We start from the raw sequence: 21,224 nt of genomic DNA, 5'->3' as shown, positions 1-21,224 counted from the left end.
ACCTTGTGGGAGCGAGCCTGCTCGCGAAGGCGGTAGGTCAGCCACCGCATGAACCGCGGTTTATTTCTCTACAAACGCCCTCTCGATCAGGTAATCACCCGGCTCACGCATACGCGGCGAAACGGTCAGGCCGAAGCTGTTGAGCACTTCGCTGGTCTCGTCGAGCATGCTTGGGCTGCCGCACAACATGGCGCGGTCGTCCTGCGGGTTGATCGGTGGCAGGCCGATGTCGCGGAACAGCTTGCCGCTGCGCATCAGGTCGGTCAGGCGGCCTTCGTTCTCGAAGGGCTCGCGGGTCACGGTCGGGTAGTAGATCAGCTTTTCGCGGAGCGCTTCGCCGAAGAATTCGTTCTGTGGCAGATGCTCGGTAATGAATTCGCGGTAGGCGACTTCATTGACGTAACGCACGCCGTGGCACAGGATCACTTTCTCGAAACGCTCGTAGGTTTCCGGATCCTGGATCACGCTCATGAATGGCGCCAGCCCGGTGCCGGTGCTGAGCAGATACAAATGCTTGCCAGGCTTGAGGTCGTCGAGCACCAGCGTGCCGGTAGGCTTCTTGCTGATGATGATCTCGTCACCTTCCTTCAGGTGCTGCAGTTGGGAAGTCAGCGGACCGTCGGGAACCTTGATGCTGAAAAATTCGAGATGCTCTTCCCAGTTCGGGCTGGCAATCGAGTAAGCGCGCATAAGCGGGCGGCCGTTGGGCTGCTGCAGGCCGATCATCACGAACTGACCGTTCTCGAAGCGCAGGCCCGGATCGCGGGTGCACTTGAAGCTGAACAGAGTGTCGTTCCAGTGATGAACACTGAGGACACGCTCGTGGTTCATGTTGCTCATGTACGGGGGACTCCTGGAAATGATGCCTGCGCCGATAATCTGCGCAATTGCATCGCATTCTAATCGCGGCGACAATATCTGTTAAATGGATTATTAAGATAAGGGTTATCGGTTATATCGATATGCGATTTACTCTACGTCAACTTCAAGTCTTCGTCGCCGTCGCCCAGCAGGAAAGCGTGTCCCGTGCCGCGGGCCTGCTCAACCTGTCGCAGTCGGCCGCCAGCACTTCCATCACCGAATTGGAGCGCCAGTCCAGCTGCCAGCTCTTCGACCGCGCCGGCAAACGCCTGAGCCTCAACGCCCTCGGCAAGCAATTGCTGCCCCAGGCAGTGGCGCTGCTGGACCAGGCCAAGGAGATCGAAGACCTGCTCAACGGCAAGTCCGGCTTCGGCTCACTGGCGGTCGGCGCCACCCTGACCATCGGCAATTACCTGGCGACCCTGTTGATCGGCGGCTTCATGCAGCGCCATCCGGAAAGCCAGGTGAAGCTGCATGTGCAAAACACTGCCAACATCGTGCACCAGGTTGCTCACTATGAAATTGATCTGGGTCTGATCGAAGGCGACTGCAGCCACCCGGACATCGAGGTGCAGAGCTGGGTCGAGGACGAATTGGTGGTGTTCTGCGCGCCCCAGCATCCATTGGCCAAACGCGGCCAGGCGACCATGGAGGAGTTGACCCGCGAAGCCTGGATACTGCGGGAACAGGGCTCCGGCACCCGCCTGACCTTCGACCAGGCCATGCGTCACCACCGTAGCGCGTTGAATATCCGCCTGGAGCTGGAACACACCGAAGCGATCAAGCGCGCCGTGGAGTCCGGCCTGGGGATTGGCTGTATCTCGCGCCTGGCTCTGCGTGACGCCTTTCGCCGCGGCAGCCTGGTGGCCGTGGAGACCCCGGACATGGATCTGGCGCGGCAATTTTATTTCATCTGGCACAAACAGAAATACCAGACATCAGCCATGCGTGAGTTTCTTGATCTGTGCCGGGCGTTCACCGCCGGGGTGCAGCGTAGCGACGAGATCGTCCTTCCCGCCATCGCCTGAAACTCAGAGCAGTATCAGGCCCCAAACCAACGCAATCATCGTCAGGGCGACCAACTGGGCGGCGCTGCCCATGTCCTTGGCGTTTTTCGACAGTGGGTGCAGCTCCAGGGAAATGCGGTCGATGGCCGCTTCCACCGCCGAGTTCAGCAACTCCACGATCAGGGCCAGCAGGCACACCGCAATCAGCAAGGCCTGCTCGACGCGGCTGACGTTCAGGAAGAACGACAGCGGAATCAGGATGACATTGAGCAGCACCAGTTGACGGAAAGCGGCTTCGCCAACGAACGCCGCACGCAGGCCGTCCAGGGAATAGCCGGAGGCATTGAGGATGCGTTTCAGGCCGGTTTGGCCTTTAAAAGGTGACATAAGGTAGGCACTGATCGAAAGGAATGGAGAAGCTAATGGAACCGCAGTCAAAAAAGCGTGAATTCAGACACTACGACTGCGGCGAAATTGACTCGAGTTGTTGCAGCAACAACGCCGCCTGCGTTCGGGTGCGCACGTTGAGTTTACGAAAGATCGCCGTAACGTGGGCCTTGATAGTCGCCTCGGACACGTTCAGCTCATAGGCAATCTGCTTGTTCAGCAGGCCTTCGCAGACCATGGTCAGCACCCGGAATTGCTGCGGTGTGAGGCTGGCCAGCCCTTCGCTGGCGGCCTTGGCTTCCGCGGAAACACTCACTGCCTCGAACGCCTGGGGCGGCCAGGATACATCGCCATCGAGGACGGCCTTCACCGCTCTTTGAATCATTTCCAGGGAGCTGGATTTGGGAATGAACCCGCTGGCGCCGAACTCGCGGGCCTTGACCATCACCGAGGCCTCTTCCTGGGCCGAGACCATCACCACCGGAATCTGCGGGTATTGCCCACGCAACAGCACCAGGCCAGAAAAACCATACGCACCGGGCATGTTCAGATCCAGCAGCACCAGGTCCCAGTCGGCCTTTTCAGCCAATCGGCTTTCCAGTTCTGCGATGCTGGCCACCTCCGTCAACCGGACATCCGAGCCAAGGCCCAGGGTCACTGCCTGATGCAACGCGCTGCGAAAGAGCGGGTGGTCATCGGCAATCAGGATTTCGTATGTGGCCATTTTTCCAATGATCCTGTTTTTAGTGGCAGGCCCGATGCATTCGCGCCTCGCCGAACAACTCAAGACACCGCCATGCAGCGGTATCAACAGGGGGCACGTTCAACGCCAATCACAGCGTTTCAAACTCCAGCCGCACCCTGGTCGGCGCCCAGCATGCCCAGCGAAGCCGGGGTGGTCAAGCAGCACGGTCACGGCCTTATCCAGTATGGGCCACTACTCGGCCAACAGCGCAGGAGCCGCGCGAACGAAGGGCTGCAGCTCGGCATGGGCCGGCGTGGACTCGTTCACCTCCTGCTGGCGCTTGGCGCCGAGGTAATGCTGGCTGAACACATCGAAATAGGCGTCCAGGGCCGACGCCGCGTCGCTGTCCCCCGCCAGTTCCAGGCACAGCGCCGCCACTTCGGCGGTACACAGGTGTTCGCTGCGGGTCGAGCGACGCAAGCGATAACGAGACAACTTGTCGGGCAACAGGCTCAGAATGGGCAATCGATCGAAATACGGGCTTTTTCGAAACATCTTGCGCGCTTCCGTCCAGGTCGCGTCCAGCAGAATGAACAACGGACGCTTGCCCTGATCGAGCGCCACCGTGTGGGTGACACGGGACGGTTCGACATACTCGCCTGGAAACACCAGATAAGGCTGCCACTGCGAGTCATTCAGCAAAGCCAGCAATTGCCCGTCGACCTCGGTACGCGACCAGATGAAGGCATGGTTGTCGCGCACCACATCGGCGATCAGCCAACCGGTATTGCTCGGCTTGAAGACTTCTTTGTTGGTCATGATCAGGCAGACCCCGGAACGGGTCTCGACGCTCGGGCGCCAGGCACACAAGCAATGGCTTTCGATCACCCGACACGCGCTGCAACGAGGCGCGCGCCAGCCACGGGCCTGGAGCGGCTTGATGCCATCGTCGACGCGCTGGTCGCGCAGGCGGGCTACGGCGTTGGGGGCATGGGTCATAGCGGGCGACGCCCACGGACAAGAGAACTCGACACGAACAACACTCGGCAGGACAACAGAGCCCGGCAGTCTACCAGAGCGCGCAAGCCTGTACCGTCTACCCGGGCTCCCCTATAATCGCCGCCACTGAACGCACAGTCACGTGACCGGTCGAACCCCCTGTCACTGAACCAGGAGAGTTTCATGCTGCGCCTTATCGTCCCAACCGTTGCCGTTCTGCTGGCGACGTCCATCAGCGCTCAGGCCGCGTCGCTGAAAGAACTCGAACTGAACAAGATGCTGCAGAACGTGGCCACGCAAAGCAGCGTCGGCACTCCGCGCGCCATCAACGAAGACATTCTCGACCAGGGTTATACCGTCGAAGGCACCGAGCTGATCAACCATCTCAGCGTGCAAAGCAGCCACGCCCAGAAAATGCGCGCCGACCCCAAGGCGGTCTACTTCCAGCTGGGCTCCACGGTGTGCACCAACCCAGGCTTTCGCAAGCTGATGGCCAAGGGCGCAACCATGCGTTACGAATTCACCGAAGTTAAGACCAATCGTCCGGTCGCCACCGAACGCTTCCAGGAATCGGACTGCCCGAAACCGGCCAAGACCAAGAAATAATCAACCCGAGCTGGCGCGCCGCTGCTCATCGTCGGCGCGCAGTTCCGCCACCAGCGCCTGCAAATAGCGCGAGCGCCATTCCCTGCCCTCCAGCCGACGGCAGCACTCCTCTTCAAGGCTCAACTGATTGGCCTGAGCCGCTTCCAACAGCATCAGGTACAACTGCTTGTCGAATTCCAGAGTTACCCTGGTCATTTCTCCCGCCTCCCTGCCCCCGAAAATGCTTAACTCCCCGGCGTGGACGCCCAACCCTGGACGTCGAATAACGTCAGCACGCTTGTTATTGAGTAAATCAGAGCGGGACGTAGCCAGTCGGTGAACTGACGAGCGGCGCATTACCCACTATCAGAGCTGGAGCGCCGGACGCCTTCGCGAGCAGGCTCGCTCCCATAGGAATTTTGCCGAACGCACACCTGATGTTCACTGGAGATCAATTGTGGGAGCGAGCCTGCTCGTGATGACGGGTTCCAACAAGGCCAGGTTACGGTTGCAAACCGTCATCTGCGAGCGCCATGATCAACAAGAGGCTAGATTCAAAATATCGCCTGTTACCGGGCAGAACGAGGCTGCCCTTGCCAATACCCTGACGCTTGATTTTTTCATCCAAGGGAAACAGCAGAATCCGTTGGCTGGCTTGATCGCCTTGCTGCAATTTGCGTCGAGCCAGGTTGAATGCCCGAGCATACGCCGGGCTGACGACGGCACAGGAAGTGCCGTGGCCCTGACGAATCTCTCGTTCGGGCCAGGTTCTGTTCAGAAGGAGAAGCTGAATGCCTTACAAACCGAATGACCTGCTCAGTCGGCATTTTGAGAACCATGGCCACGACCTCACCCGCAAGGTCGAAGAGCAACTCAACCTGGTATCACCCAACAGTCCCAATCTTCCCATTTACCGCGACATGATCCTGACCGTGCTGCGCATGGCCCAGGAAGATCACAACCGCTGGAACGCCAAAATCACGCTGCAGGCCCTGCGCGAACTGGAACATGCCTTCCGCACCCTCGAACAATTCAAGGGCCGTCGCAAAGTCACGGTCTTTGGCTCGGCCCGAACGCCCATCGAGCATCCGCTGTATGGCTTGGCGCGAGAACTGGGGGCGGCGCTGGCCCGGTCGGACATGATGGTCATCACCGGCGCAGGCGGAGGCATCATGGCCGCCGCCCATGAAGGCGCAGGCCGCGAGCACAGCCTGGGTTTCAACATCACCCTACCCTTCGAACAACATGCGAACCCGACCGTCGAAGGCACGCAGAACCTCCTCCCGTTCCATTTCTTCTTCACCCGCAAGCTGTTCTTCGTCAAGGAAGCAGACGCGTTAGTGCTCTGCCCAGGTGGTTTCGGCACCCTTGATGAAGCATTGGAAGTCTTGACGCTGGTGCAGACGGGCAAGAGCCCATTGGTACCGATAGTGCTGCTGGATGTGCCGGGAGGTAAATTCTGGCAGAGCGCCCTGGATTTCATCCATGAACAATTGGGAGAAAACCGCTACATCCTGCCTACCGACATGAAGTTGATGCGCCTGGTGTACACCGCCGAGGATGCGGTGGAAGAAATCAATCAGTTCTATCGCAACTTCCACTCCAGCCGCTGGCTCAAGCATCAGTTCGTGATCCGCATCAATCATGCGCTCACCGAACAGGCGATGCAGCAGATGCAGGTCCAATTTGCCGATCTATGCCTGAACGACTGCTTCCATCAGCATGCCTACAGCGGCGAGGAGCCGGAGGAGGCGCCTTTCAGCCACCTGACGCGCCTGGCATTCACCTTCAACGCCCGCGATCATGGTCGACTTAGAGAACTGGTTGACTATATCAACCTACCGGAAAACTGGGCCCAGCCTGCCGCCCAGCCCCACCCGTTGACCTGGGAACCAATCGAGGTGACTTGAGCCCAAAAAAAACGGCCCGCTATCGAAATAGCGGGCCGTTTTATCTAGTCATCCATGCTACGACCGCTGAACAGCCGATTGATCATTTCCATGGAGTATCCTCGATACGCCAGGAAACGCCCTTGCCTGGCCCGCTCCTTCGCATCAATGGGCAGATGCCCTAAGAACTTGCGACGCCAGGTATCGATTAACTGTTCCTGCCAATCGATACCGCTTTCACGCAAGGCAAGTTCGATATCCGGTCGTTGCAAGCCACGCTGGCCAAGTTCTTCGCGAATTCGCATCGGGCCATAACCAGAGCGGGCGCGATAAGAAACAAAGCTTTCAAGGTAGCGCGACTCCGACAACAGCCCTTCTTCCGTCAAACGGTCGAGGGCCGTGTCGATCAATTCGTCAGGAGCGCCACGCTGGCGCAGTTTACGCGTCAGCTCGACTCGACCGTGCTCGCGTCTTGCGAGCAGGTCCATCGCGGTTCGCCGCACTGCGACGAGGGTATCGAGTACGGCGGTCATCGGATCGATCAGATGTCAGCGTCAGCCAGATCGTCTGCAGTCTCGCGGTTGGCCACGGCCTTGACGTCTGCAACCGGGCTCAACAGTTTGTCGCGCAGTTGCTTCTCGAGAGCTGCCGCGACTTCCGGGTTGTCCGCCAGGAACTTGGCCGAGTTGGCCTTGCCCTGACCGATCTTGGTACCGTTGTAAGCATACCAGGCGCCGGATTTCTCGACGAAACCGTGCAACACACCCAGGTCGATCATTTCACCGTTGAGGTAGATGCCCTTGCCGTACAGGATCTGGAATTCGGCCTGACGGAACGGCGATGCCACCTTGTTTTTCACGACCTTGACGCGGGTTTCACTGCCGACAACCTCGTCACCCTCTTTCACCGCGCCGGTACGACGGATGTCCAGGCGAACCGAGGCGTAGAACTTCAGCGCGTTACCACCGGTGGTGGTTTCAGGACTGCCGAACATCACGCCAATTTTCATGCGGATCTGGTTGATGAAAATCACCAGGCAGTTGGCATTCTTGATGTTACCGGTGATTTTGCGCAGGGCCTGGGACATCAGGCGAGCCTGGAGGCCCACGTGCATGTCGCCCATTTCACCTTCGATTTCCGCTTTGGGTACCAGTGCCGCTACGGAGTCGACGATGATCACATCAACCGCGTTGGAGCGCACCAGCATGTCGGTGATTTCCAGGGCCTGTTCGCCAGTGTCCGGCTGGGAAACCAGCAGGTCATCGACGTTGACGCCCAGCTTGCCGGCGTATTCCGGGTCCAGGGCGTGTTCGGCGTCGACGAAGGCGCAGGTCGCACCGGCTTTTTGAGCCTGGGCGATCACGGACAGGGTCAGCGTGGTTTTACCGGAGGATTCAGGACCGTAGATTTCAACAATACGACCTTTTGGCAAGCCGCCGATGCCAAGCGCGATGTCCAGGCCCAGGGAGCCGGTAGAGATGGAAGGAATAGCCTGGCGGTCCTGATCGCCCATACGCATTACGGCACCCTTGCCGAATTGACGTTCGATCTGACCCAAGGCCGCAGCCAAGGCTTTCTTCTTGTTGTCGTCCATTAAAGTCCTCACGTAATCAATAAGGCCTGACGGCCAACACCTGTATAAGTAGCCAGTATTATTCCACAGCGATTCAGGATCGCCTACCCCTGATTTGAGATTTCTGTGGCGGCATGTTGTAACAGCCCGTCTAGCGCGGCCTTCACCGTTTGTCGGCGGACCTCGTCGCGGTTGCCTGGAAAGAAGCGCTGCTCGCTGAACACCGCCTCGCCAACACCCCAGGCGAGCCATACGGTGCCCACCGGCTTGCTCGGCGAGCCTCCGTCCGGCCCGGCCACGCCGCTGACCGCCACGGCGAAGCGCGCCAGGCTTTTCTGCTGGGCGCCCCGCGCCATCGCCTCCACCACCTCGCGACTGACCGCGCCGACTTTATCGAACAATTCGGGAGGCACACCCAACTGCTGGGTTTTCTGGCGATTGGAATAGGTGACGTAACCGGCTTCGAACCAGGCCGAACTCCCCGGAATCCGCGTGATCGCCTCGGCAATCCCGCCACCGGTACAGGATTCGGCGGTAGTGACATGGGCATTGAGCACCTGCAAGCGCCTGCCCAGTTCGGCGGCCAGTCCGGTAATGTCATCCATGCTGCTCTCCTGATTCGACGCGGTTGGCGCCTACCGTACACCAGCAGCCGCAGCTTGCAAGGTCCGGCAGATTACCGGCCCAACGCTCTGACATAGGCCTGGCAGGCCTGCAAGGCGATCAGTCCACGGTCGCCCTCGTTGGTGATGGCGATAATTCGTTGAGCATGCGCCGGGTCAAGTCGGGCGCGTGGGGCGCCATGATCCATGCCGCCGGTGCCGGTGGCGGCAGGCATTGCACAACCGGCGGCAACATCGTCGGCGTCGAGGAGGACTGACAGCCGGACATCGGCAGTAGCAAGGCGATCGCGCAGGCGATCCTGGTCACGTTGGGCATCGCTCAAGGCTCGGTAGTGGGTTTGTTCGCTGGCGGAGAGTTGTTGTTCCAGGGCGAGGCGTTTGTCCTGCTCGGCCTTTTGCTGCTTCGCTGCGGCCTGGGTCATTCGATTGAGCGTCTCGGACTGCGACTGCGCCAGTTGCGCCAGTTGCCTGCCGTACCGCCAGTCCTGGAGCCGCCACGCCAACATGGCCGGACCACCGATCAGCAGCGCCACCAATACAACGACACCTAGCGTCCGGCAGGAAAACAGCATCAGGCTGAAGGCTGGCATAACACTTCCCTCGCCCGCGCCCAGAGTTGCAAGCGATCCTGTAAGCCATTCAAGCCGCCATTGATGCGTCGGGTAATGCTGTTGAACTGGTCACGATCAGCCAGCTCGTTCAGGCCGTTCTGCGCCCAGAACCAGGCGGCGGATTGCGCGGCCCATTGCGGTTGTTCGAGCAGTTCGGGCAAGGCCAGCAAGCGCTCGTCACCAAACAACCCCAGGCTGCAACGAAGGTAATTGTCGTGGCCGGTAATCTGGATCAAGCCCCGGCCGCGATACTTCTGACCGTCACCGTCGGGCTGGGGCGAGTTGCCCAGGCGAACGGCCAGGGTTCCGGTGTCGTATTTGCTCAGGTAGTGCTCGCTGCCCAGCTCTCGTACATAACGCAACTGCCCCGATTCGTGACCGACCTGGGCCAGAAATGCGGCGATGCGCTTGGGAGTGTCAATGCGGTAACGAGACATTGCGGTGTTCAACGCTGGAATAAAAACGCCCGCTTGGGCGCGGGCGTCGGGCATGATCTTGATGAGTTGCTGTTGCGTAAGGTCCATGTTCGGGTCATCGCACATACATGATCAAAGCCGCCCGGCCAGCCAGGACGGCGCGGCCGGACGGTGTTCGGCGGCTGGAAAGTGCTCGTCCTGCGGCCATTCCCTCAGGGCCCGGCGATAAGCCTGCAACTGCGTGTACTGCGCCTGGTCCAGCGTCGTGCCACCGCCGTCGTCCATTTCGTCGCGATCGCGCGCTATGAGGCGGTCGGTTGCGGTGAGTTGGGCGTTGCGCCACGCATATTCATTTTCCGAAGCCTGGGCCAATGTCAGAGCAGGGGGATCAACGAGAATGGGATAACCGTTATCGGGGTTGGCTGAAACACGCTTGGGTGAAATGGCGAGTTGCTGAAGCAGCGACAGCCAGTAGGCCCTGGGGATTTCGATCACATCGTCCGGAATATCGGAAACATTGATTCCAAGAGCATAGGCTCCACACGTGCTTGGACTGAACAACAAAGTGAATTCATTCATTCAATAACCCTTCGCAAAATAGTAAACGCCCCATCCCGCGTTGACGTGCCCAGCATAGTCCCGGACTTTCAGGCGCACGCCTTGGCGGGTAGCGGTTCCACTTACCACCATCACCATCGCTCCATCACCGCCCACATGGTTCGCCACAACCGAAACAAAAGTATTGGGGAATGAAATCGGGAACGTAACAAACACCTCCCCATTAGCGTCAGTTGTACCGTAACCCCATTGATCGATGTTTCCGCTCGCGTACCTTTGGTAACCCGGATTTCCTAACTGACCTGAAAACAACGAGGTGTATTTCAAAAGGACGGTGCCGCCTATCAACCGCCATTGATTGTCCAGCTTGACGAACTCTGCCGTTTCGCCACGGCCCAGATCGATGGGTCCAAGAGCTGAAGATGAAGGTCCCAGAGTATCGGTAGGCGAGGCTGTCGATACCTTCACCGCGGTCCCTACGTTGATAAGCGTGAGCGTCGCCCCATGCAAGATTCCCACTGTGTTGGGAAGCGTGACGTCGATTGCGGTGGTACTGGAAAAGCTGACGGCACCGCCGACATGGGCCGGTGTCAACGCTGTACTGACTGCGTACGCGAAAAAACCGGAGTATTGAATCCCGCTGCGCCTTACGAACTCAGTCGTCGCCACGGATCTGTCGTTATCAAATTGAGGCGCCGTGGTGAACAATTCGCTGCCACGCAAGGCCGTTAACAACTGATTGTTCAATTGTTCCGACGGCGTCTGACCGGCAGCTTGAATAACATTAAGCAACTCCAGCGTTACACCATTGCCCCAACTGGCGGGAATCAACGATCCCGGCGTTCCCGCCAAAGGATCTTCATCCACGAACCTGCCGTTCGATAGACCTGCGCTGGGCACACTTTTTGGATAGTCCACTTTTCACTCCTGATGGGCCAAAGACAAAAAACAGGCGAGACAAAGCCTCACCGGCAATACGTGATGGCGTGGGATTGTTTGGGAAATTCTGAGAGGCTGCCCCAGGCTGGTTAAAGGGCAGGCTCGGGCAGGACAGGCCAGGTGATAGCGGTTGGAAAACCAGCTTGATGCTGGATGCGATTCAACTCGACGCTATAAAGCTTCCACTCCATCAGGGCCAGTTGCTCCTGGTCGCTGGCGTCGCCGATGTCTTCGGCGTACTGAAGCGGGGCAATTTTCTGAACAGCCTCACGCAGCAGTTTGTCGCGTTTTGCCAAGACCTCGCGCTTGAGATCAGCCTGCTGAAGCGTCTCGTCAAATACCCAGCTGTTCTCTCGCCAGACATGATAATTGCCAGGCCACGGTTCGGCGGTATAGGTGTCCGGCAACTCGCCGAATTCGGTCCACTGCAGTAGAACGCCGTTGTCCTTGCGGTACACCGCGCCGCGCCAGTCGACCATTTCTCGCGGAACGCCATTAACCATGACCCATGAATGATGATCCTGGGCAGCGGGCAACTGAAAGGAGAGCTGGACGCCGTTGCTTGGAATCTGGATGCCCATGCCCGGCGTGACCGGAAGTTCAACCGGGCCGGACAGAACACCATCGTCGTCAAATAAATAAATGAACATAGTGGCCTCAGATCAACTTGATTCGAGCGGGATAGGCGACGTTTCTGGGGCGAGTTTCGCTGCTGAAACTGCCGATACTGCCGACAGAATCGCCGCCGCTATAAGCCGGATTAGGAAATGTCGTGCCAAGGGTGCCTGACACAGGGGCCGAATTAACGTCATGCGTCAAGTCCCATAGGCTGTCGGGAATACTCGGCGTTGGGCGCACAGTACTGCCCGAACTGGTGGGCAAAAAGTGGTTGTGGTTTTCAAGGGCGTACATTTGCCTGCTGCCCGGCGAACGATCGATATCCACGCCTCTGGCTTCATCCAGCACACGCAGGAATTCGCCACGAATATCGGGAACCCGAAAAGTTGTCGCCCCGTCACCGGTCGTCCACGCGCCTTCATTTCCCGGTCTGCTGGCTTCGCTCACCAACGCACCGGACGACTGCGCGTAATCCCACAACCACGGCCAATCGCTACGCACCAGCAGGTTGCCGTTGAGCACGGCATACCCACCGGGAATGACTTGGCGTGTGCTCTCGAACGAGACGCGCCCCAGCGCCGTTGCATCAAACCGGCCCACCGGCCACCAGGATCCGCTTTCATCACTGCGCAAATGCCACCAATCGCCGCTGCCCATCAACACCAGAAATGGATAACCGCTGGCCGCCAGGTGCGTGTGAAACCGTATCCTGTCGGTACCGGCGGCGCGCACCGTCAGGCGGTTACCACTGTTATCGACGCGTCGCACAATCACATCACGAATGCCTAGCGCCGCGTTGGCCGCCGGCAAGGTCAAGGTACTCGCGCCTGCGCTCGCGTCGATCAACACAAGGCCTGACTCCTCGGCCTTCAGGACTTGAGAGGTGCTGATCCGCGTGATGACTGAACGCATCGGACTGCTACGCCCGATAATGCTTTGCAGCGCCTTGATCAACTGCCCGGTGTCCGCTTCGGACGGGGTCAGGTTTGCGGCGGAAATAACGCCCAGGATCTCCTGCGTGACGCTGTTTCCCCACACAGCCGGAATCAAGGATCCCGGCGAGCCTTCGACGGGATTTTCATCCACGAACCGACCGTCCACCAGCCCGACGCTGGGAACACTTTTTGGATAATCCATGTTTTGTCTCTCTATGAGATGGGAATCAAGCCCGAAGGCGTAGCGTCCGGATGGCCGCGAGCGCGTCATCGGCGGCTTGAGTGGCAAGATCCGATTTGCCCTTGGCTAGGTGCGCGCGAATCTGCGTCTTGGACTTGAGGCGTAACTCGCGAAGCGCCAGCAGGTTCGCGTCGAATTCAGCGGCCTTGGCGAGGATCTGGTCCGCCGCCTGCCTGGCTGTGCGGCCCTTGACGACCCAGGCAGAAACCGACAACGGAACAGCTTTTTTCGGGTAGCCCTGATCCTTGAACGCCTGCGCTTGCAGGGCCGCTTGTTGATATTCCAGGGCCCGTAACGGATCACCGGCCAAAACGCGACGGGCGCTGTCGGCAGCGGCATCGATCTTGTCGCACAGGCGCTCGCCTTCCAGGCGCAGCAGTTCAGCAGCGCTCTCGTCGGTCAGTATCCATGTACCGTCCTCCCAGAAGTGGGCCGCAGAAGGTGGAGGCGGACGCAGTCCCTCTTCGTACTGGTGCAGTTCTTGAACGACTTTCATCGGATCAGCTCCCAGGACAGATGGACATTGACGGCGGTGGTGAAGTTGATGGCGATACCGGCGCTGTAGTCGGTTAACGCCTGATGTCCTTTGATCCCCATGCTAAAGAGCAATTCGTCACTTTCCGCACTGGTTGAGCCCAATGTGTGCTCGGCCTGGTAGGACTGCCAAAGCGAACGCAATTGGTTATGGTCGAAACTCGCGGTGACCGTGGAAACCGTGACGTCATTGACAACGTTGTTGGAAAAGATCGCGCACATTGCCATCGGCACACTTGTAGGGTTCGCCCAACCCACTGAGTTGTTGCCGGGATTTTCCGAGACGGGGGACAGGTAGCTGTAATTGCCCCCAACCCATCCAGCCGGAGCGAACGTCACCGTTGTCACCCCATTCGGTGGGGGTGTCGGATTACCCGCCACAAGCCGCCCCGCACGCGCATGCGGATCCAGCGGCAGGTACACCACCCCGGTGCCATTTACCGTTTGCGTCCAGCTCAATTGAGCACGGTTGTAAATCGTGCGGATCGTCGGCAGGGAGCCAGGCGTCCCGGTCACCACCCAGGCCAGGCACATGTCCAGGGGGGTCGATGGGAACCCACCGCCTGCCGCTCCGTTGACGGTGCCTTTCAGGGATTCCGGAGCAAGGTCATACAGGCTTCCTCGCTGCACATAGAACGTCAGCGCATCACCGACTATCTGCGCCCGCAAAAAATAACTGGCGCTGGGCAACAGATCGGCGCTGCTCCAGGCCGTCGTCACGTAGGTACGTGTCCGCCCCAACCGTCCTGCCACCACCTCTTGCCCGATGCTGACGTACACACCCGCCGGAATCGAGACACGTCCGCCGCTGGTGGACAGCGCTGCTGGAGTGACGGCCAAACGGCTGTCCGCCGTGGCAATCGTCGGCAGCGGCAACGCTGCGATCGGCAGAGCGAAGTCCTGGTTCCAGCCCTTGGCGGTTACCGTCCGAATCGCCGCGAGCAATTGATCGCTGCGGGTCTCATCCGGCGTCAGATCTCCCGCCTTGATGACATTCACGATCTCCTGCGTCACCCCATTCCCCCAATCCGCCGGAATCAACGATCCCGGCGTCCCGGTCAACGGGTTTTCATCGACGAACCTCCCATTCACCAAGCCGGCGCTGGGTACACTTTTCGGATAATCCATCCGTCTACTCCCTAGTCATAGTTGATGTGAACCTTGGTATGCGCCGGTGCACTGCGGTGAATAAGGCACTCCAGCGCCGACCCCGGATTGACGCCAAAACGTTCGCCCCAATAGCTCGCACCAAAGCGCCGTCCCAGCAGCAGCCGGCCGCCGGTGTTGAGGGTCCACATGAACTGCGCCTGCCACGTTCCGAAGTGCGCTTCGCCAAACCGTGCGCGGCCCATGCGCGGCGCCTTGAGTTCGGTAATCGTTGCGTTGGGGTAGCCCTGGCTCCTGGCGATTTCCACGTAATAGGCGATGGCCTGGCTGCCCACCGCCAGCAACCGCCGCCGCACCGCCAGACGGCGATCGTCATACAGCGGCGTGGCGCCAAGGCACGGATCCGGCAGCTCCATCACCCGTTCCCAATCCGGCACCAGCTCGCTCACTCCCGCCGGGTCCATCTCGTTGAGCAGGTCGGCGGCGCGGGCATCCAGGCGCGCCAGCTCCTGGGCGATGCCTTGCAGCACTTCGTCCAGTTCCGGCACGCGCTCCGGGTCCCACGCCGGGCCGCTGGGCAGCAGGCTGCGCAGTTGGGCCTGGTATTGTTCGACGGTTCTTATCCCAGCCATGTGCAGCCTCCGAAGGTCAGCAGCTGGTTGCTGGCGGCGACGACATCGGCGGCGGGTGCGCTGAGCTTGTGGTCGGTTTCGCCGGTGGCGCTGCTGATCGCTTCGGCGATATGACTCAGCAACAGCGTTTCGCCGAGGCCGGCTTCGCGGTTATGCAGGTCGCGCAACTGGGCCTCGATGGCGGCGCGCACGGCGCTGGTGTCCGGGGTGATGCGCAGCTTGTAGTTCACCGGCACCTGGGTCGGGGCCAGCACATGCAGTTCGGCGGTCACCGGGCGCAAGGGCTCGATGTAGGCCTGCACTTCCTCCAGTTGCTCGGTGTTGGGGATCGGTTGCGGATCGTCGTCGCGCATCACGAACAGGCCGACGGTCCCCGGCCCCAGATAACTGCCGCGACACCAGGCGCGGGTAACGCCGGGACACTCCAGAGCCCAGGTCTCGTAGTCCTGGGCCGAACCGCCGTGAGGGATGACCCGATAGGAACGGATCACCCTCGACCGCAGGGATTCAAGGCTTTCCCGGGCGACACCGCCGGTCAGCCCTGGCGCCAGGACGGTGAAGCTGTTGCCGATACCCAACAGCGGCTGCACCGGCGTGAGCACCAGGCCGGCATCGGCATTGCCCAGGCTACCGGCCTCCAGTGCCGCAATGGCGGCGGTGTTCAGGCCATTGCTGGTGGTTCGCGCGGTGGTCACTTTATAAGTACGGCCATCGGCCGCTTGCAGCAGCGTGTCGGCATCCAGCACGGCACCCGCCGTGGCGGTGAAGCTGACGCTGCCGGTGGCCACCTGGGCGGCCTTGCGCGCCTGGTTCAGGCGCAGCGCGGCGATGCGTTCCAGGGTCGATTCATCGGCCTTGTCCGGGAGGATCTGCTCGGCGATCCAATCCAGATAGCCATAAAGGCCATAGGCGGCGCCGCCGAGGGTACGCGCCAGGACCTGGGCGTCGGACTGGCGCAGCGAATCGCTGGCCAGGTCGCTTTGGGCGCGCTTGATCAGCACCGGCAGCGAAGGGGTTTCAAACGGCATAGGTCACCTGCCAGCTGTGGTCGGGGTTGATGTCCAGGCGCTCGCCATTGGCCAGGGTCAGGACCGTGCGCAGGTTCAGACGCTGGGCGTCGAGGCGTTCGCTGATGATGTCGATGGCGCTGCAATGACCGTCATCGATCAACCATTGCAGCGCCTCGCGGGCATAGAATTCGGCGTCGAGTTGGGTCTGGCGGGTCAGCTTGACCCGCCGCAACAGCCACAGCCGTGAGCCGATGCGATCGTCGGCGACCGTGGGAAAGGTGTCGCCCCACCAGCCGAAACGCTCGTCGTCATCGACAGCATCGCCAGCCGCGGCGCGGCGCCAGGTGAACAGGCTGATCAGCACCGAGCGGGTCAGCGCGGCGTGCAGGTTCTGGCTGATGAACATCACTGGCCTCCCGCCGGCGCACCGGTCTGGCCGTTGCCGGCCTGTACGCCGACGTGCACGTGCTTGATCTGGCTGATACCGCCGGCGATCTGGTCGCCCTGGGAAACGATCTTGCCGGTGTGGTTGATGACCGGGCTGTCGATGTTCACCGCGCTGCTGGCGCGGATGTTCAGCGTCGCGGTCTCGATGTCGATGACCCGGCCGCGCTTGAAGTGGAGCTTGTCGCCTTCATCGGTGTAGAGCGCGACTTCGCCCGGGGCCAGGGCCTTGAGACGAAAGCGCCGATCGGCGACCACCAGCACCACCGCGTGGGAGCGGTCGCCGCCGAGAAACGTGGCGATGCCCTCGGCGCCGGCCAGCGGGTTGCTGGTGAAGCCGTAGGGCTCGAAATGCTCCATGTCGTCGCTTACTTCGCCAGCGGTGAGGCGCATTTGCAGTGATTGCAATTTATTCGCCGAATGGGCGAGCACGACAGTGCCGCGCGCCAGGAGGCGGGTCAGTAGGCTCATTGAGTTTTTCCTTCGGAATCGGGTTTAACGGCAGAGCACTGTGGGAGCGAGCCTGCTCGCGAAGGCACCGGCACATTCAACATCGATGCAAGCCGAACCACCGCTTTCGCGAGCAGGCTCGCTCCCACAAGGAATCTGTGCTGGGCAGGAATCTGGGGGCGGGCTCGCTCCCACAAGGGATTTGCCCAGGGCGGGTATCGGCGTCGGGCTCAGGCCTTGGGCGGCACCGGGTTCGCGTCGAAGGTGTGCGGCGGGGCGACTTGCAAGGTGGTGACGGAACCCTGGGCGGACAGCGAATAGGTGACCTTGGAGATCAGCATGTCAGCGTCAAACCCCAGCACCGGATCGATCACCCGCACCAGGGTGTTATGCCGCCAGAGATCGCCGTTGGCCTGGCGCCAGCCCTGCACGCGGTAGGTGGTGGTCAGGGCGCGGCCGCTGCGAATCGCGCTTTCCCAGTCGGCCCGTTGCTGGGCCAGCGCCGGGGTCAACTGAGCACTTTCGCTGATGACGGTCACCCGCTTGCGCTTGAAGCCCAGGTCAGTGGCGGTGCCCGAGACCTCGCTCACCGCCGCCCCGCTCTGCTGGTCATTGCCTTTGTGCTGGCCAATGACCCGGTATTCGGAAAATACCTGGCTGTAGTCCATCGGCGCGTTGCCCGAAAGAATATTCTTGCCCAGTTCCAACACATCGCTGGCCCGCCCACCGCTGCCGGGCTTGGCCAGCAGCACCCGGCCCTGCGGGTCATCGGTGGAGAACACCCGGAACAATGTCAGCAAACGGTCGATGGATTGAAACACCGTTTCTCCAGGCACGATGCTGTGCTCGCTCAGGCGCGCGGTTTCCGGGATCTCGCTGACCACCCCCACGGCATAGGGCGATGCCAGCGCCTGGACGATGCTCAGCAATGTTTGCCCGCGCCATTGCGTCGGGCGGTTGATCGCCGCGCAGTCCACCAGGTCCTGGGTCTTGGAGCCGCCTTCGATGCTCAGGCTGATCTGCCGGCCGTCGTAGCTGATGGGCGCCTTGAACACGTAGCCGCTGAGCAGCAGGTCGGCGCCGATGCGCACCTGGCATTCGTCACCGGGACGAATCGGCACCGCCTGGGTCTGCCCCGGCCATTGCCAGGTGATGTCGAGTTTGAAGGTGCGGAACTGGCGCTCCAGGTCCGCACTGATTTCCACGCTTTTCCAGCCGCCGTAATCCAGCCCGCCGACGGTGAGCGTGACAGCGTTGTCGAGCTCATTCATGGCTCACTCCCCGGAGACTTTCAGGTCGTTGGGCGGCAGGAAGCCAGGATGCGCCACGCCATTGCGCTGGGTCACCTCGGTCACCCGGGTAGCGTCAGCAAATTGCTGATACGCCACCACCAGCGCCGGCAGGCTTTGCTTGAACGACAGGTTGATCAGCCGGACACCGGACGACGCCACGGCCGTCAAGTGCGCGGCCATTTGCTGACGCAGGTTGTTCATTGTCTGGTAGTGATCCGGAGCGGCCTTGAGGGAAGCCTGCCAGATGGCTTCGTTGAGGGCATCGCGCAAGGCGAGCACGTCATCGGCCACCGGCACGTCTCGGCGCTGGACCGGTTGCACCGCCTGTTGCGCCACCGATGGAGTGGCGTCCAGCTTGACCACCGGCGCCGCCACCGGCATCGCCGCAATCCATTGCGCCGCTTGCACCAGCAAGGTGTCCTGGACCAGATCGGCAACCGCCTGGGCCGCCGCCGTGGTGTCCTTGCCGGTGGTGAGTTTGGGCGCGTCCGCCTGACGGATGGCTTCCACCTGTTGCGACACGCTGGCAATCACGCCGCGATAGCCGTCACGGGCAAAATCCTTCAGCTCCCGAATGTCACCCAGCAGTCCCTTGAATTCCGCCGCCACTTCCTTGGGCAGCTCCTTGACCGCCTTGACCAGATCGCTGAGTTGCCGATAGGTCTCGATCAATGGTTTGAGCTCCTGCTCGATGACGCCATAAACCTCCTTGAGGCTGTTGCGCAGATCCGCGATGCCGATCCGCGCCGCCTTGATCAGGCTCATGGCGTCTTCGAAACGCCGCACCGCCGAGCCGAGGAAACTGTCGGCCGAGACCAGCAGCAGTTTCTGGCTATTGATCGCCGCCGAAGGAAACTGCAGCGGCTGGTCGGGGTAGAACTTCAGGGCAAACGTGACCAGCCCGCCGTCCTGGCGGGTCTGGGTCATGTCGCATTCGCCCACTTTGACCTGCAAGCGCCCCAGCCACGGGTGCACCAGTTCACCGCTGCCCTGCTCCAGGGCTGCGAGCAGTTTGTCGCGCTGCTCCAGGCAATCGGGGCCGACGATGAACGCCGTCAACTCGTGGATGCGTGCCTGCCGGCCGAGCCCCTCGAAATACGGCAGGTCACGCTGCGGGTACTCATGCAACTGGCCTTTATGACCGATCGGGGTTTTCGCCTGGTCGACCCAGAACCCGACGCCACGAAACGACGCCGGCAACAAACGATCACGCCAGCTCATTGGAACCTCCTGCGGAAAGTGAGCGATAACCGATGCGCGAACTCACCGCCAGGCCCGGTTGATTGGTCTGGGGCGGGTCGGCGCGCAACCCCGCCGGCGCGTTTTCGAAGCGCACCGTCAGGCCGCCTTCCAGTTGCGTGCGGTTGTTGGCGGCGCTTTGTTGCACCAGGGCTCCGGAAGTTTGCGGCAATGCCCCTGGGGTCAAGGACGCTCCGGGAGACGCCGTGGCAGGCGTCGGCGCAAGGCTTGAAGACAGCCCCGAAGGCTGCTCGCTGGCACCGCCAAAAAACGCCGGTGCCAGCTCACCCTTGCCTTCGGCATTGGTGGCGCGCTGCGCCTCGGCCAATCCCTCGACCTTGCCGGTGAACGAGGCAATCACCTCGCCAAAGCCGCCATTGAAGAACGCCTTGATTGGCGCGATCACGCCCTGCAGCTCGTCCCACCATTGGCTGAACCATTCGCCCACCGGTCCCCACTGCCGGGTCAAGCCCTCGATGGGCGACCAGTCGAACAGGCCGCTGAACACCGCCAGCATGATCGAAACCTGATTGCGAATGCCCTCCCAGATCCCGGCGAAGACTTCGCCAATCGTGCCCCAGTTGGCCATGATCAGCCCCAACGGTGTCCAGTCGAACAGGCCTTTCAGCGCGTCCATCACCGGCACGGTCAAGGCCTTGAGCAAATTCCAGATTGCCGCGAACATCCCGCTCAGGGGCGTCCAGTTGGCAATGATCAACCCCAGGGGCGACCAGGCGAACAGCGTCTGCATGAAACCGATGATCGGCGTCGCCGCCGCCACGATCACATTCCAGAGTGCGCCAAAAAAGCTGCTGATCGGCCCCCAGTTGCTGATCACCTGCCCCATCGGGGTAAAGGCGAACAGCGTCTTGAAGAACTCGACCATTGGCAGGACGATCGGCGCCAACCGTTGCCAGAGCCCGGCAAAAAACGCCGAGATCGGCGTCCAGTGGGCGATGATCATCCCTGCCGCCAAGGCGATGCCCATGGCAATCAAGCCGATGGGGTTCATCTTCAAGGCCAGGTTGATCACTTCCATTGCCTGGCTCGCGCCGCTGACCGCCGTCTGGATCGCGTTGAACGCGACGACGCCATTTGCCAGGCCCTGGACCAGTTGCGGGTTGTCCTGCAGTACCTGGGCCACGCCGCTGACCATCGGCTGCAAACCGACCGCCACCGCGTTGACCGCAGGCCCCAGCGCCGAGCCGAACTGCACCGACACATTGCTGATGGAAGTCTTCAATCCCTCCAGGTTCTGTGCCGCTACGCGAGGCGCTTCCGGCGCCTGGACGGCACTGGCTGCCGCGCTCGCTGCACCAGCTTCGTCCTTGAAGGCCAGTGCCGACTTGAGCCCGTCCATGAACGGTTGGGCCAGGCCGCCGCTGGGCAGCAGCCCGGAAATATCCAGGCTGCCCAGGCCCGTGGCATCGAGGTTCTGCTTGAAACTCGCGACCTTCGCTCGCAGGCTGGCGAGCTTGGGCGACAGCTCGTCGATACCGGTCAGCAGTAGCGCTTTTTTCTCTACCTTCTGTGTCTCTGCCATCACTGCACCTGCTGCATCGCATTGATCCGTTGCGCGTGCTCCAGGG

The 21,224-nt window shown here is 61.0% G+C and carries 27 protein-coding genes; 4 read left to right on the top strand and 23 right to left on the bottom strand.

Annotation, left to right across the window (positions count from 1 at the left end; translation table 11 throughout):
- Window positions 1-60: 60 nt before the first annotated feature.
- Window positions 61-840, bottom strand: a complete 780-nt coding sequence (fpr, locus tag J3P89_RS05865; RefSeq protein ID WP_003198368.1) for a ferredoxin-NADP reductase — start codon at window positions 838-840, stop codon at window positions 61-63.
- 122 nt (window positions 841-962) lie between these two features.
- On the opposite strand from fpr, the gene J3P89_RS05860 reads away from it, so the two are divergent.
- On the top strand, window positions 963-1,889 hold the full coding sequence (locus J3P89_RS05860) for a LysR family transcriptional regulator (RefSeq protein ID WP_181289263.1): 927 nt from the start codon (window positions 963-965) through the stop codon (window positions 1,887-1,889).
- A gap of 3 nt (window positions 1,890-1,892) precedes the next feature.
- On the opposite strand, the gene J3P89_RS05855 is transcribed toward J3P89_RS05860, so the two are convergent.
- From J3P89_RS05855 to J3P89_RS05845, 3 genes are all read right to left on the bottom strand, one after another.
- Complete coding sequence (locus J3P89_RS05855) at window positions 1,893-2,255, bottom strand: diacylglycerol kinase (protein ID WP_305499171.1); 363 nt, start codon at window positions 2,253-2,255, stop codon at window positions 1,893-1,895.
- Between the two features lie 70 nt (window positions 2,256-2,325).
- On the bottom strand, window positions 2,326-2,979 hold the full coding sequence (erdR, locus tag J3P89_RS05850) for a response regulator transcription factor ErdR (protein ID WP_434628797.1): 654 nt from the start codon (window positions 2,977-2,979) through the stop codon (window positions 2,326-2,328).
- Between the two features lie 213 nt (window positions 2,980-3,192).
- The gene (locus tag J3P89_RS05845; protein WP_434696974.1) at window positions 3,193-3,939 is read right to left on the bottom strand and encodes a tRNA-uridine aminocarboxypropyltransferase; all 747 of its coding nucleotides are present in this window, start codon (window positions 3,937-3,939) and stop codon (window positions 3,193-3,195) included.
- A gap of 183 nt (window positions 3,940-4,122) precedes the next feature.
- Here J3P89_RS05845 and J3P89_RS05840 point away from each other — a divergent pair, with 183 nt between their 5' ends.
- Window positions 4,123-4,545 (top strand): quorum-sensing-regulated virulence factor family protein, encoded by a 423-nt coding sequence (locus J3P89_RS05840; RefSeq protein WP_305499165.1) that lies wholly within the window; start codon window positions 4,123-4,125, stop codon window positions 4,543-4,545.
- Here J3P89_RS05840 and J3P89_RS05835 read toward each other — a convergent pair whose 3' ends face one another.
- Window positions 4,546-4,740, bottom strand: coding sequence for a hypothetical protein (locus J3P89_RS05835; protein ID WP_434696973.1), 195 nt, complete (start codon window positions 4,738-4,740; stop codon window positions 4,546-4,548). It abuts the gene before it with no gap.
- 262 nt (window positions 4,741-5,002) lie between these two features.
- Here J3P89_RS05835 and J3P89_RS05830 point away from each other — a divergent pair, with 262 nt between their 5' ends.
- Together J3P89_RS05830 and J3P89_RS05825 are read left to right on the top strand one after the other, a co-directional pair.
- Window positions 5,003-5,335, top strand: coding sequence for a hypothetical protein (locus tag J3P89_RS05830; protein ID WP_434696972.1), 333 nt, complete (start codon window positions 5,003-5,005; stop codon window positions 5,333-5,335).
- Window positions 5,316-6,434 carry a TIGR00730 family Rossman fold protein gene (locus J3P89_RS05825; protein ID WP_434696970.1) on the top strand — a complete coding sequence of 373 codons (1,119 nt, stop codon included), beginning with the start codon at window positions 5,316-5,318 and terminating at the stop codon, window positions 6,432-6,434. Before J3P89_RS05830 ends, J3P89_RS05825 begins: the two co-directional genes overlap by 20 nt.
- A gap of 44 nt (window positions 6,435-6,478) precedes the next feature.
- On the opposite strand, the gene recX is transcribed toward J3P89_RS05825, so the two are convergent.
- From recX to J3P89_RS05735, 18 genes are all read right to left on the bottom strand, one after another.
- Window positions 6,479-6,946: a recombination regulator RecX gene (gene recX, locus J3P89_RS05820; RefSeq protein ID WP_434696968.1), complete on the bottom strand. Its 468-nt coding sequence runs from the start codon at window positions 6,944-6,946 to the stop codon at window positions 6,479-6,481.
- An 8-nt stretch (window positions 6,947-6,954) separates the two neighbouring features.
- The gene (recA, locus tag J3P89_RS05815; RefSeq protein WP_079303629.1) at window positions 6,955-8,007 is read right to left on the bottom strand and encodes a recombinase RecA; all 1,053 of its coding nucleotides are present in this window, start codon (window positions 8,005-8,007) and stop codon (window positions 6,955-6,957) included.
- A gap of 83 nt (window positions 8,008-8,090) precedes the next feature.
- Window positions 8,091-8,591 (bottom strand): CinA family protein, encoded by a 501-nt coding sequence (locus tag J3P89_RS05810; RefSeq protein ID WP_434696966.1) that lies wholly within the window; start codon window positions 8,589-8,591, stop codon window positions 8,091-8,093.
- 71 nt (window positions 8,592-8,662) lie between these two features.
- The gene (locus tag J3P89_RS05805) at window positions 8,663-9,199 is read right to left on the bottom strand and encodes a lysis system i-spanin subunit Rz (protein ID WP_434696965.1); all 537 of its coding nucleotides are present in this window, start codon (window positions 9,197-9,199) and stop codon (window positions 8,663-8,665) included.
- The gene (locus tag J3P89_RS05800) at window positions 9,181-9,744 is read right to left on the bottom strand and encodes a glycoside hydrolase family 19 protein (protein WP_434696964.1); all 564 of its coding nucleotides are present in this window, start codon (window positions 9,742-9,744) and stop codon (window positions 9,181-9,183) included. The genes J3P89_RS05805 and J3P89_RS05800 overlap by 19 nt, the downstream gene beginning before the upstream one ends.
- Window positions 9,745-9,768: 24 nt before the next feature.
- On the bottom strand, window positions 9,769-10,215 hold the full coding sequence (locus J3P89_RS05795; RefSeq protein WP_434696963.1) for a phage tail assembly chaperone: 447 nt from the start codon (window positions 10,213-10,215) through the stop codon (window positions 9,769-9,771).
- Window positions 10,216-11,112 carry a gp53-like domain-containing protein gene (locus J3P89_RS05790; RefSeq protein ID WP_434696962.1) on the bottom strand — a complete coding sequence of 299 codons (897 nt, stop codon included), beginning with the start codon at window positions 11,110-11,112 and terminating at the stop codon, window positions 10,216-10,218.
- 110 nt (window positions 11,113-11,222) lie between these two features.
- Window positions 11,223-11,783, bottom strand: a complete 561-nt coding sequence (locus tag J3P89_RS05785; protein WP_434696960.1) for a tail fiber assembly protein — start codon at window positions 11,781-11,783, stop codon at window positions 11,223-11,225.
- Between the two features lie 7 nt (window positions 11,784-11,790).
- Entirely contained in the window at window positions 11,791-12,888 is a 1,098-nt protein-coding gene (locus J3P89_RS05780; protein ID WP_434696958.1) for a phage tail protein, read from the bottom strand.
- Window positions 12,889-12,913: 25 nt separating this feature from the next.
- Window positions 12,914-13,423, bottom strand: coding sequence for a phage tail protein (locus J3P89_RS05775; RefSeq protein ID WP_434696956.1), 510 nt, complete (start codon window positions 13,421-13,423; stop codon window positions 12,914-12,916).
- Window positions 13,420-14,589: a phage tail protein gene (locus J3P89_RS05770; RefSeq protein WP_434696955.1), complete on the bottom strand. Its 1,170-nt coding sequence runs from the start codon at window positions 14,587-14,589 to the stop codon at window positions 13,420-13,422. The genes J3P89_RS05775 and J3P89_RS05770 overlap by 4 nt, the downstream gene beginning before the upstream one ends.
- A gap of 11 nt (window positions 14,590-14,600) precedes the next feature.
- Window positions 14,601-15,200, bottom strand: coding sequence for a YmfQ family protein (locus J3P89_RS05765; protein ID WP_434696954.1), 600 nt, complete (start codon window positions 15,198-15,200; stop codon window positions 14,601-14,603).
- On the bottom strand, window positions 15,188-16,228 hold the full coding sequence (locus J3P89_RS05760) for a baseplate J/gp47 family protein (protein ID WP_434696953.1): 1,041 nt from the start codon (window positions 16,226-16,228) through the stop codon (window positions 15,188-15,190). Before J3P89_RS05760 ends, J3P89_RS05765 begins: the two co-directional genes overlap by 13 nt.
- Entirely contained in the window at window positions 16,218-16,616 is a 399-nt protein-coding gene (locus J3P89_RS05755; protein ID WP_434572167.1) for a phage GP46 family protein, read from the bottom strand. Before J3P89_RS05755 ends, J3P89_RS05760 begins: the two co-directional genes overlap by 11 nt.
- On the bottom strand, window positions 16,616-17,125 hold the full coding sequence (locus J3P89_RS05750; protein ID WP_434656101.1) for a phage baseplate assembly protein V: 510 nt from the start codon (window positions 17,123-17,125) through the stop codon (window positions 16,616-16,618). Before J3P89_RS05750 ends, J3P89_RS05755 begins: the two co-directional genes overlap by 1 nt.
- A 209-nt stretch (window positions 17,126-17,334) precedes the next feature.
- Window positions 17,335-18,375, bottom strand: a complete 1,041-nt coding sequence (locus tag J3P89_RS05745) for a phage baseplate assembly protein (RefSeq protein ID WP_434696952.1) — start codon at window positions 18,373-18,375, stop codon at window positions 17,335-17,337.
- Window positions 18,376-18,378: 3 nt separating this feature from the next.
- Window positions 18,379-19,617, bottom strand: coding sequence for a DNA circularization protein (locus J3P89_RS05740; RefSeq protein ID WP_434696950.1), 1,239 nt, complete (start codon window positions 19,615-19,617; stop codon window positions 18,379-18,381).
- Window positions 19,604-21,178 (bottom strand): phage tail protein, encoded by a 1,575-nt coding sequence (locus tag J3P89_RS05735; RefSeq protein WP_434696949.1) that lies wholly within the window; start codon window positions 21,176-21,178, stop codon window positions 19,604-19,606. The genes J3P89_RS05740 and J3P89_RS05735 overlap by 14 nt, the downstream gene beginning before the upstream one ends.
- Between the last annotated feature and the right edge of the window lie 46 nt (window positions 21,179-21,224).

This window comes from Pseudomonas sp. Z1-14 (assembly GCF_051132005.1).
In the GTDB taxonomy this organism is placed as follows: Bacteria; Pseudomonadota; Gammaproteobacteria; order Pseudomonadales; family Pseudomonadaceae; genus Aquipseudomonas.
Note: the sequence above shows the minus strand (reverse complement) of the source record. Positions and strands in the feature narration are given on the sequence as shown.